This is a genomic window from Virgibacillus salarius (assembly GCF_039521925.1).
Classification (GTDB): domain Bacteria; phylum Bacillota; class Bacilli; order Bacillales; family Amphibacillaceae; genus Virgibacillus; species Virgibacillus salarius.
Genome location: NZ_BAAACY010000096.1, coordinates 1 through 11,864, shown reverse-complemented (window position 1 = coordinate 11,864; position 11,864 = coordinate 1). Strand labels below are relative to the sequence as shown.

The window sequence follows — 11,864 nt, the reverse complement described above, 5'->3', positions numbered from 1 at the left end:
TCATTGCACTGATTTTATACTTTCTTAACTTAGAACAAAAGCGCAAGCGCCCGATTAGAAACGTAGCGAATTGAGGATAAAGGAATCACGGTGGCCGGAGCTGGACGTAGCTCAACACGCCCATATTTATCCACATGGGTTAATTTTTAATTTCCTTGACTACAAAAAAATGCCTTACCATACGGCAAGGCAACGTATATTTTGTGAGATGGTTATTCCCAAATAAAGTGTCTATAATCTTCACTTAGCTTCAAAAATTGATCTCTGTTTCCCTCATCAATCGAATTATTAATATTGTCTTCCAACAATGCTTTATTATAATTAAAGCATAACTCATCTAAAAGCAGACGGGATGAAAAACGAAGCTCAAATGGTATTTCCCGCTTAGCTTGAATCTTTTCCCCACTATAACGGTAAAACTGATAAACTGTTTTCTGCTTTTTCATGGAACACTTCCCCCTTGTTCCTTTTTACTATTATCCTAAATTTTTTGAATAATTGCAATAGGTAATGTAAAGAAAAATTAAAATATTTATTTCCTATTTTTACCTCATGAAACTTACTTAACTCCATTCAATAACTATTGATAGACGCTTCAATGTTTCTCTAGACTCACCACATACAACTTTGATAGACTATTTAAAGTAAAAACAGCGGTCTTTAAATAGATGTATCGGAGGCTATAAGCATGAGTCATTCGGATAATTTAAAAAAAGCGGAGAAAGGTGCCTGGATTAGCATCTTTGCCTATATTATTTTAGCAATCGCTAAATTAATTATTGCTTATAAGGGTAATTCAGATGCATTACGTGCAGATGGGTTAAATAATTCTACAGATGTGATAGCCTCTATTGCAGTGCTAGTTGGTTTAAAAATCTCTCGTAAGCCACCTGATGAGGATCATCACTACGGTCACTTTCGTGCAGAGACGGTTGCTTCTTTATTTGCTGCCTTCATTATGATGTTTGTAGGTTTGCAAGTCATTTTTGATACGTGTAAAAAAGTATGGATGGGCAATTACTCCCAACCAGATATGATTACTGCATGGACAGCATTAGGCGCTGCTTGCATTATGTTGCTTGTCTATCTGTATAATGTACGGCTCTCAAGAAAAATTGAAAGTAGCTCCCTCTATGCTGCCGCACAGGATAACCGTTCTGATGCACTTGTAAGTATTGGAGCGTTTATTGGTATCATTGGTGCACAGTTTGGGTTATTTTGGTTAGATCCATTAGCCGGATTAATTGTTGGATTAATCATTTGTAAAACAGCATGGGATATTTTTAAGGATTCCACCCATACATTAACAGATGGATTTGATGAGAAGCAGATTAAGAAGATTCGAACAAGCATCGAGAAAGACTCTGAGGTCAAGGAGCTTATTGAGGTAAAGGGACGTATCCATGGAAATCAAGCTTTCATCGATATTACCATTCTTGTAGATCCAACATTGAACGTAGAAGAAAGTCACGCTATCACAGAGCGATTGGAAAACCATCTTTATAAAAAACACAATATTACCCATGCTCATATTCATATAGAGCCTTATAAGAAATAAATAGACATACATTTCGAATAAGTTATCTATGAAATAAAGAGAAATTTCTACCCCTTACTAAGGAATAGGAACAAAGGCTAAAAACCATTATAACAAAGGTTAAGCCTTTGTGTACCTACATTCAAATTAGCTTAACAAACCAAAACTCTCTGCAAGTTATACCAAATCAACCATAGGTTAGGTTAAGACATAGACTGTAGCTATTGCTGCCATAACTACAAGAATGATGTTGACACCTAAAAAAGCCAATACTATAGCAACTAGACCTCCCAGTAATCCAATATGAGGCTGGTCTGGCCGAACGGTCATAATCCCGGGGAAAATGAGTGCACCTAATGCAGCATAAGGGATTGCATTTAACCACCTGTTCACCCAATCTCGAAATTGTAATTTGTCTACAATAAATGCTGGAATCATTCTTGGTAGCATCGTCACTAGTGACATACCGATAATGATAAGTAAAATCATGTCTCTTCCCCCCTCAGCAGTACTATTCCACTCATACCTCCTAAGATCGTTCCTAATACAATTGCCCAGCCTGTGCTCATACCTACTTGGACACATAATGCATGAATAAGCATAGCTATAATTGCAATACCTCCAACTTTTAGCTCCTTTTTAACCGATGGAATAAGTAAACCGATAAACATTGCGTATAGAGCGATTCCCATACTTTGACTTAATTTATCAGGAATGATTTCTCCAAGCATACCTCCTATGAAAGATCCAATAACCCATGATAAATAGGCGGCCAATATGATAACCGTATAAAACCAAGCTCCTTTTTCCATCTTTGCTTCCTTCGTATGTAATGAGGCGACAGCAAACGTTTCATCCGTTAATCCCATAGATAAAGGAAGTTTCCATTTTAAGTCAATGCCTCTTAACCGGTTCATAAAAGATAGACTCATTACAAAATGACGAAAATTCAAAACAAATGTAGCTATAATGATTTCAATAGTTCCTGCCCCAACTGCAATCATATTTGCTCCCATAAATTGACTTGCACCTGCAAATACCATCACACTCATCAATGTTAACTCAGATACCGACATACCTGATTGCTTAGCTAACACACCATAAGTAATCGCAATAGGTAAGTAACCAACCATAATAGGGAAGCCACATGCTAATCCTTTTTGTATCATTTGTATAGATGATGTATTATTTCTACTTGCTGCTTTTGCCATCAATTTTTCTACCCCCTAGTACAATTCCTGTTATTATATCTTATATTTTTAAAATTAAAAAGATTAGATCGTTGTTTTTTTATATTGACAAATCGAACTTTCCCCTTTATATTCAATATTAATCTTTTTAAAAATTCATAGGTGACTCAGAATGCGCAGTAAATGCCTTCTAAGCAGAAGAAAGAGACAGAGTGGTTGGTGAAAACTCTGGCAGGAAAAGCATTGAATTACACATTCATGAAATAGAGTCCATAACAATGAGAGGCTGAAACTTGTTATTTCAGCAATCAGGGTGGTAACGCGGAGTCAAGCTTCGTCCCTAGTACAGGGGACGGAGCTTTTTTTATTGTCTAGGAAACTATAAAATTTGAGCCTGTAGATAGATTTGGGCGTGTTGAGCCACGTCCGGCTCCAGCGCCCAGAAACGAGGCAACTTCACGAATCTCCCTAATCTAAGTCATCATCGACTCGCAAGCACATGTGATTCCTTTAACTCCGTTGAGTGCTTCAGTCGCTATATTTCTATTGGGGCGCTTGCGCTTTTATTTTATTTCAAACAAGAAGGAGGAATAGTTGATGTTTCCAATACAACCAAAGCATCATCCATTATTATCAGAGGCTATTATATTTTTCATTATCATTATAGGTAATATCAGTTATTTCATTATTCGATTGGGAACAGTACCACATATTCCTATATTACTTGGTATCTTCCTATTAGTCGCATATGGAATAGTAAAAAAGATACCCTTTCTAGAACTACAAAATGGGCTTATAGAGGGAGCAAGAACAGGAATGGGTGCCGTTTTTCTATTCTTCCTAATTGGTATCTTAATTAGCAGTTGGATGATTAGTGGTACAATACCTGTACTTATTAATACTGGATTTTCTTTTATTGGAGGTACGTGGTTTTACGCCATTGTCTTTGCAATTACAGCAATTATCGGTGTATCAATGGGAAGTTCATTAACAACTACAGCTACGATAGGTGTTGCATTTATCGGGATGGGAAGTGCTTTAGATGCATCGATGGCTATCACTGCTGGAGCCATCGTTTCAGGAGCGTTTTTTGGAGATAAAATGTCTCCACTTTCCGATACAACCAATTTAGCTTCCACAGTAGTAGGGGTTGATCTGTTTGATCATATTAAGCATATAAGCCTTACAACGATACCTGCTTTTGTTATTTCCTTTATTATTTTTGCTATTTTGTCACCTGAAGAGACGGTGTCGTTTCAAAATGGTGCTGCATATCAACAAGCATTACAATCAACTGGATTAATGGCATGGACATCTTGGTTACCATTAATTGCTCTCATCATTTGTACCTTATTAAAAGTACCTGCCTTTATTTCGATTGCAATAAGCAGTTTAGTAGCAACGGTATTCGCTCGTTTTATGAACGGCTTATCATGGAATGACATATGGTCTATCTGGTTTAATGGATATACAGCATCTACTAACTTTCAACCAGTAAATGACCTGCTTACAAAAGGCGGTGTCAATAGTATGCTTTTTACGATATCCCTTGTTATTCTAGCTCTTGGATTTGGGGGTCTACTATTTGTTACAGGTATTATTCCGACATTACTTACTGCCTTGCAACAAAAGCTAATAAAAATTCGTTCCATTATCATTTCAACCGCTGCTACTGCAATTGGTGTTAATGTACTAATTGGCGAGCAGTATCTATCGATCATGCTAACTGGTGAGACATTTAAAGGAATATATCATAAAGCTAACTTGCCTAATAAGGTTTTATCACGAACATTAGAAGATGCTGGAACTGTGATTAACCCACTAGTTCCATGGAGTGTTTGTGGCGTATTTATCGCTGACGTTCTAGGAGTTCCTGTATTAATGTATTTACCATTTGCTTTCTTCTGTTTATTAAGTCCAATTATAACGATGATTTTCAGTGGTAAATCATTCGAAAAAAAGAGGGTTTCATAACAGTTACTTGTAAATACCATAACTATTCCTTAGGTTAATAATTTCATATCTATACGAAAGGCTGTACTTAGAACCCTAAGTACAGCCTTCTAATTTATTTGTTTTACTACTTGCGTTTGCTGCTCACTCTTATATGTCAGGAACTTCAAACGTGTCCATCTATGGATCTGATTTTCATATGGTCACCATAGAAAATCACTAACCACTTCATTTATCTATAGGTACAGTATCTTCGCATACATTATTGGTGTATCTATCCTATAAAATAAAACTTCAATCCGAGGAGTGTTTTGTTTATCCTCCACTGATTGTTGGTAACTAGGATGTGCCTTAAAGGCCTTGAATTCAATCGGGCATTTACTGGCAGTTGATCCCCATTTATCCATATTGATTTCACTTTATTGCTGGAAATGAGGGTCTTACTGCGGGATAAAAATATAGCACCTTATTTGTCTTGATCTGTAAGCACTAATGGACCATCCTTCGTAATAACAATCGTATGTTCGTATTGTGCTGATCGACCTTCATCAATCGTTCTTGCTGTCCAATTATTACTGTCCATTTGACTATGCCAGCTACCTTCATTAATCATTGGTTCAATCGTAATTACCATACCCTCTTTTAATCTTAATCCTTTATTTGGTAAGCCAAAGTGGGGAATATGTGGGTCTTCATGAAGGGTTGGACCAATACCATGACCAGTAAAGTCGCGAACAACGGAGAAACCTTCGCCTTCTGCATATTGCTGAATAGCGTGGCCGATATCACCTATTCTGTTACCTGCTTGTGCTTGTTCAATACCTTTATCCATGGATTTTTTTGTAACATCCATCAATCGAAGCCCTTTTTCGTCGACATTTCCAACTGCATATGTCCACGCTGAATCAGCAAGACCACCATTTAAATTTACTACCATATCAATTGTTACTATGTCACCATCTTTTAATTTCTCTTCACGTGGGAATCCGTGGCAAATTTCATCGTTTATCGATGCACATATCGCGTAAGGATAACCATTAAACCCTTTTTGTTCAGGAGTCGCACCATGTTTTTTTAAAAATGACTCCGTGAAGTTATTAATTTCCATTGTTGTAATTCCGGGTTTGATTAATTTAGCAATTTCCTTATGACACTTAACAAGAATGTCTCCAGCTGCTTGCATTTTTTCAATTTCACGTTTACTTTTTCTTGTTATCATGAAATACTTCCTCTCTTCTTACAAAATCTCCATAAATTATATGTTAAAATAACCCTATCGTTCATGAATGAACATATCCAACATAAAGTGTACCATAGTTTATTCTATTCATAAAAGCAATTAGAAATGAGGGTAACAATGATAGAAATAACAAATGTTCAAAAAGGTTTTCCAGGAAATAGTCGAGCAATTGAGGATTTAAGTTTGACTATTCCAGATGGAAAAATTGTTGGTTTCCTTGGACCTAATGGTGCTGGAAAGTCAACTACAATTAAAATGATGACTGGAATTTTACCTATTGACAAAGGAAGTATCACTTTAAATGGGATACCAATTGATAAAAATTCCATCGAAGCGAAGAAAACTTTTGGCTATGTACCAGATCAGCCAGATATGTTTTTACGCTTAAAAGGAATTGAATATTTGAATTTTATCGGTGATATTTATAATGTCCCACAAACTATTCGTCAAGAGAGAATTGATACATTGACAAAACAATTTCAAATTCATACGTCACTTCAAGATTATATCCAAACATATTCACATGGAATGAGACAAAAAATAATCGTAACAGGTGTCTTACTGCATGATCCATCTATTTGGATATTGGATGAACCACTGACAGGACTCGACCCAAAATCGGCATATACATTAAAAGATATGATGCGTCAGCATGCGGATAAAGGTAACACTGTGTTTTTTTCAAGTCATGGTCTGGAAGTAGTGGAACAATTATGTGATATGGTTGCTATTATTAATAAAGGAAAACTCCTTTTCTACGGTGACATGAAGCAACTCCATGAAGAATACCAAACAGATCAGTCGTTAGAAGCTGTGTTCTTGGAGTTAACGAATGATGAATAAGACATGGCTTCTAGTAAAGATAATCTTAAAAATGCAATATTCAAAAGCAGGAGCAAACCATTCACAAATATGGCTGTTGGTTCCAATCATTCTTTTTTCTATCCCATTCTTATATTTATATATTACCATTACGAATGCTACCGTATCAGCATTATATCAGACACTACAATCAGTAGGTCAGGAATCGGTCATTTTAGGTCTCTTATTCATAGGTCTTCATACGATCCTATTTATCATGAGCTTAGTAACTATTCTAAATGCATTTTTCTTTGCAGAAGACATTAAGTCCTTTATTCCTTTTCCATTTCAGCCATACCAATTGATATTAGGAAAGTCTGCTAATCCGTTTATATATTTATACATTACTTCTGGCTTTCTGTTCATTCCTTGGTTTTATGCGTATGGAAATGTTAGTGAAGCACCTATACATTACTACCTTCAAGGGGTACCTATTTTCTTACTCATGCCAATGGTTCCATTTACGCTTGCAGCCATCATCTTAATGGTAGCAATGCGATTTATAAACATTTCTAAAAACAAGGATCGCTCTAAAGTTATTACAGGGATACTTACATTGGCGTTTATAATCTTTATCAATGTGATTGTCCGTTTAAATACAGATTCTCAGGCAATGCTTCAACGTTTAACTTATTTGTTAAAGGAAAAAGACGGGCTACTTATTAAGATAACGAATTACTATCCACCTGCTTTTTTACAAACAAAAGCTTTAACAGATGCTAGTACATGGGAGGGATTTATCTACTTTCTCATGACAGTTGTTCTTGCAGTTGGTTGCTTTATGCTCTTTTTATGGATCGGTCAACGTTTTTATATAAAAGGGATGCTAGGATCTGGTGGAGTAGGAAGAAAGCTAACACTTCCCAAGAAAAAATCAGCAAAAAATGTAAAGAAGCAAGCTGTATGGCTATCCTATATTAAAACAGAATTACGAATCATATTTCGTACACCTACCTTTTTAATGCAATGCGTTATTCAGAGCTTATTTGGTCCAGTCTTTCTTCTCATTATATTTATTATGGACTCAGGAACACAAGGTCTTGCTACTCTCATGAACAATTTTTCAGAAAAACAGTCCATTCTAGTATTATTTCTGGCATCTGTTGTTCTAATTGGTTCTAATGCGACTGCAATCTCATCAGTATCAAGGGATGGAAAAAATTGGTTTGTTCAATTTTACTTTCCCCTTTCTATGAAACAGATATTACTTTATAAAATTTCAACTGCTTGGATCATCAACTTAATTACCATTACACTACTTTTAATTGTAGGTATAGGATTATTACAGTTACCCTTAACTTACAGTCTCATCTGGTTATTATTAATGCTGGTCGCTAACTGGTTTACAAGCATGTTAGGAACTTATTTGGATTTTATACAACCAAAATTAAATTGGACAGATGAACAAGAGGTTTTCAAATCTCGGTTAATCGGTTTAACAGCTATATGTATTACATTTGGTATTTTTGGCGCACTTGTGTTAATTTTATGGAACACATCAATTCTAAGCTTCATTCTTACAGTGTTTAGCTTATTATTAGGGCTAATCATTGCAATAATTACAATTGGAATACTTTTCCGTTTAAAGTTACGTCAAACCAATTCATTGTAGTAAAGTAAACAATCTACAAAGTGGATTTTGTTTATCCCCCACTGATGGTTAGTACCACAAGGGTATGACCTAAAAGGCCCTGGAGCCAATTGGACATTTACTGCCAGTTATATGCGGGATAACATAAGTATCCGCCCGTTAAACGGGCGGATACTTATGTTTAGCAGCAGCCGTAACCACCGTAGCCGCCATAGCCACCACCATCTGTATAAGCAGTTCCAATTATAATCAATAATATGAACAATACGACTAATAGCGCAAATCCTCCGCCATATGCAGATCCGCCTTCACTCATTTCATTCGCCTCCTCTTTCACAAGATAATCCATTTTATGCGAAAAAGTGAAATATGGAAGGGGATTTAGGCGATATGGGCGTCTAACTTTAAAGAAAATCACCGATGTTATAAATCTTTCCATTTTCTATCTGATTTTTTTCCAAGATTAATTCCACCAGAATCGCTGCTACGTTCCTGGTACTTCTTAACTGGTTATTTTGTTTGAAGGCTACAAATCTTTCAATATCTGCAAATTCATCCTTCGAGCTCGAACGTATCGATTCTTGCATTTCTGTATCCATTATACCTGGACTAAAAGCAACTATTTTATTTTTACTACCTAGTTGTTCTTGCTCTAGAGCAACAGTTCGTGTATACATGTTTATGCTTGCCTTGGTACTACAATAAGCACTCCATCCATATGTTGGCCTTTCTGCAGCTCCTGATGTCACTGTCAGCCCAATCATGGGAATTCCATTATTGTTTGCATAATCTATAAGAGAATTGGTTAAAGCCATTGGTGCAATCGCATTTACATGGAAGTGGTAGGATAAGTTATTCGCAGCTATCTGGTTCGCTTGATTAACAGGCTGAACAACTGCTGCATTATTTACCAAATAAAGCTCCGTAATACTCCGATGAAGTAAATACTCCTTTAGCTGCGTATTCATCTGCTCCAGTTCATTTATGTTTCCAAGATCACCGTGTAGTTGCGTATAAGTGCTATGATTTTTTTGTGCTACGTTTACTAGAGCTTGAGATGGACTACGAGAAATACCAATAACATGAACCCCATGCTCTAAAAGTAGTCTTGCAATATCCTCACCTAATCCCCGTGATGTTCCCGTCACAATAGCATATTTCATGAATACTCCTCCCTTCCACCATTTCTAGCACATGAAGTGTAAGTAATTCATACGAAACTCCGCTTATACTATTTTTAATATCCCACTTCATTCCAGTAATACATAAGGGTTTCCATTCCTTTATCGAAGCTATCTATTGGAAAACTTTCATTCGGTGAATGAAGTCGATCATCTGGAGTTCCAAATCCTAACAATACAATTGGAAAATTATAGATATCCTCCAGCCATTCTACAACTGGAATTGAGCCTCCCATTCTTACATATATAGTCTCCTTACCGAATGCTTTTGTATAGGCAGTTGCTGCTTTTTTAATTAGCGGATGGTTCGGTTCAACTTTGTACGCCTTTGCAGAGAGCTTTTCTTTTGTTACTTCTACCGTCACTCCTGTTGGGGCCACTTTATTGATATGATCTTCAAGTAGATTCTGTATTCTAACAGGATCTTGTCCAGGTACTAAACGGCAGGTTATTTTCGCAACCGCTGTAGAAGGAATAATCGTTTTCGTACCCTCTCCTTGATATCCACCATAAATTCCATTTATTTCTAATGTTGGTCTTCCCATTGTATGTTCTTTTGCTGTATAACCTTTTTCAGAAATAGTCTGATCAACACCTGTTGCATTCGTATAATCTTCACCAGGAACCTTCTCAATAAGCTCTCTCTCTTCTGACGTTAATGGCTCCACATCATCATAAAAACCTTTCACGGTAACGACTTCTTTTTTATCCTTCATAGAAGAGAGGATATGACTCAAAGCCATAATTGGGTTACGTATGGCTCCGCCATACATTCCCGAGTGTAAATCATGATCAGGACCGGTAACTGTTATTTCAATCCCAGTAAACCCTTTTAATCCATATAGAATAGTTGGTTGGTTTTTAGCTACCATACCTGAATCAGATATTACGGCAAAATCTGCATTAAACTGTTCCTTCTTCTTATGAAGAACTTCATACAAACTCTCACTTCCAATTTCCTCTTCTCCTTCAATACAAACCTTTACATTTAAAGGTAGTTTACCTTCTGTTTTCATATATGCTTCAAATACTGCTAAATGCATAAACACTTGTCCTTTATCGTCGCTTGAACCACGTGCATATAATCTTTCATTCCGTACTTCAGGTTTAAAAGGATCACTATCCCACAATTCAAGGGGATCTGCAGGCTGTACATCATAGTGACCATAAAAAAGAACAGTTGGGGCATTTGGACCAGCTCCATTATATTCAGCGTAAACAAGTGGATGTCCAGCCGTTGCTTGTTTCTCAGCATTTTCAAAACCAATATCTTTTAGATATGTAACAATAAAGTCCGCTGCTTTTTCGATGTCATCTTTATGCGCACTATCTGTACTCACACTTGGAATAGCAAGAAAATCGGTTAGTTTAGCAAGTAGCCTTTCACGGTTATCTTTTAAATAATTCAAAGCCTGTTCACTCATATTTGTTCCTCCATTTGGTAATTTTCTTTATATTTATTTTAGCACATGGAGAGAAGCAACATCCATGAAACGCGAAAGTTTTTCAATAACGAGAAGAATAAAAAGCTCAACACGTCCATATTTATCCACATCGGCTAATTTTATAATTTACTCATTAGCGTTGCACAAAAAATTTTAAAAATAGTCAAGTGCGCAAAACTGGAATATTTATCAAAAATATACCAATTAATAACTGTTCAAAAATTCAGTTTTTTGAATATAGGGTTTATAGAGCCAAAAGGATAAGGGGGTACTAATTGAAGGTAGCCCTTATCCAGATTTTTACATATCAGAAGATAAGATCATAGGTTACATCATTATTTAAGTACCAGGTTTCCTCTCGTTTAATTTGTTCTAGTACGTTATTAAAGATGCGCTCATGTTCAAGTCGCCTCCGTCCATCCGACGTTCGATTTGGCTTTTTAAACAGTTCTTTTATAAAGGTAGAGAAGCAGCTTGACCAATATACACCAATAAATTCAAGCATTTCGAGAAGTGATCCTTGATAACACACTTTTTTCTTCATCAATAAAGTTAAGCAGAAAGTGATCATAGCTATGTAAATTTGGTTGTAAACGGCGTTTGAGCTCTTTCCATAACACTTTTTGAAAACTAAGTGTTGTTTCATCCATTTAAAGAATAATTCTATTTGCCAGCGATTTCGGTAAAGATCACTGATTTCCTGTGCACTCATTTTCGCATCATTAATGATGATCCTAATAAGATTTCCTTGACTATCTTGTGTTTCGATCAAGCGAACTGGAAATTTCATTTTCCCCAGTTTAACCACAGCCTCACGAAGAATCGTAGATTCCGGATCTACAGGGAGTTCTTCGATGACTTGGATA

12 protein-coding genes are annotated in these 11,864 nt (G+C 36.2%); 4 read left to right on the top strand and 8 right to left on the bottom strand.

The features are described 5' to 3' along the window. Nucleotides 1-212 precede the first annotated feature (212 nt). Nucleotides 213-446 carry an IDEAL domain-containing protein gene (locus tag ABDZ84_RS12395; RefSeq protein ID WP_026680561.1) on the bottom strand — a complete coding sequence of 78 codons (234 nt, stop codon included), beginning with the start codon at nt 444-446 and terminating at the stop codon, nt 213-215. A gap of 242 nt (nt 447-688) precedes the next feature. Between ABDZ84_RS12395 and ABDZ84_RS12390 the strand changes: the two genes are divergently transcribed. After that, a complete protein-coding gene (locus tag ABDZ84_RS12390; protein ID WP_026680560.1) occupies nt 689-1,558 on the top strand; it encodes a cation diffusion facilitator family transporter in 870 nt (289 codons plus the stop codon). Nucleotides 1,559-1,735: 177 nt separating this feature from the next. Here the strand turns inward: ABDZ84_RS12390 and ABDZ84_RS12385 are convergent, their stop codons facing one another. Both ABDZ84_RS12385 and ABDZ84_RS12380 read right to left on the bottom strand, forming a co-directional pair. Further along, nucleotides 1,736-2,026, bottom strand: coding sequence for an AzlD domain-containing protein (locus ABDZ84_RS12385; RefSeq protein WP_026680559.1), 291 nt, complete (start codon nt 2,024-2,026; stop codon nt 1,736-1,738). Continuing rightward, nucleotides 2,023-2,748 (bottom strand): AzlC family ABC transporter permease, encoded by a 726-nt coding sequence (locus ABDZ84_RS12380; RefSeq protein WP_026680558.1) that lies wholly within the window; start codon nt 2,746-2,748, stop codon nt 2,023-2,025. The genes ABDZ84_RS12385 and ABDZ84_RS12380 overlap by 4 nt, the downstream gene beginning before the upstream one ends. Before the next feature lie 576 nt (nt 2,749-3,324). Between ABDZ84_RS12380 and nhaC the strand changes: the two genes are divergently transcribed. Beyond that, entirely contained in the window at nt 3,325-4,701 is a 1,377-nt protein-coding gene (gene nhaC / locus ABDZ84_RS12375; RefSeq protein ID WP_034678763.1) for a Na+/H+ antiporter NhaC, read from the top strand. A 445-nt stretch (nt 4,702-5,146) separates the two neighbouring features. Here the strand turns inward: nhaC and map are convergent, their stop codons facing one another. Beyond that, nucleotides 5,147-5,899 (bottom strand): type I methionyl aminopeptidase, encoded by a 753-nt coding sequence (gene map, locus ABDZ84_RS12370; protein WP_121604844.1) that lies wholly within the window; start codon nt 5,897-5,899, stop codon nt 5,147-5,149. Between the two features lie 138 nt (nt 5,900-6,037). Between map and ABDZ84_RS12365 the strand changes: the two genes are divergently transcribed. Continuing rightward, nucleotides 6,038-6,763: an ABC transporter ATP-binding protein gene (locus tag ABDZ84_RS12365; RefSeq protein ID WP_026680554.1), complete on the top strand. Its 726-nt coding sequence runs from the start codon at nt 6,038-6,040 to the stop codon at nt 6,761-6,763. After that, nucleotides 6,756-8,393 carry a putative ABC transporter permease subunit gene (locus ABDZ84_RS12360; RefSeq protein ID WP_026680553.1) on the top strand — a complete coding sequence of 546 codons (1,638 nt, stop codon included), beginning with the start codon at nt 6,756-6,758 and terminating at the stop codon, nt 8,391-8,393. The genes ABDZ84_RS12365 and ABDZ84_RS12360 overlap by 8 nt, the downstream gene beginning before the upstream one ends. A 160-nt stretch (nt 8,394-8,553) precedes the next feature. Here ABDZ84_RS12360 and ABDZ84_RS12355 read toward each other — a convergent pair whose 3' ends face one another. From ABDZ84_RS12355 to ABDZ84_RS12340, 4 genes are all read right to left on the bottom strand, one after another. Next, nucleotides 8,554-8,688 (bottom strand): YjcZ family sporulation protein, encoded by a 135-nt coding sequence (locus ABDZ84_RS12355; RefSeq protein ID WP_080668644.1) that lies wholly within the window; start codon nt 8,686-8,688, stop codon nt 8,554-8,556. Between the two features lie 88 nt (nt 8,689-8,776). Continuing rightward, nucleotides 8,777-9,535, bottom strand: a complete 759-nt coding sequence (locus ABDZ84_RS12350; protein ID WP_026680552.1) for a (S)-benzoin forming benzil reductase — start codon at nt 9,533-9,535, stop codon at nt 8,777-8,779. Between the two features lie 74 nt (nt 9,536-9,609). Beyond that, nucleotides 9,610-10,977, bottom strand: a complete 1,368-nt coding sequence (locus ABDZ84_RS12345) for a dipeptidase (RefSeq protein ID WP_026680551.1) — start codon at nt 10,975-10,977, stop codon at nt 9,610-9,612. Between the two features lie 328 nt (nt 10,978-11,305). Continuing rightward, nucleotides 11,306-11,864, bottom strand: a 559-nt coding sequence (locus tag ABDZ84_RS12340; RefSeq protein WP_343781690.1) for a transposase, incomplete at its 5' end; no start/stop codon positions are given.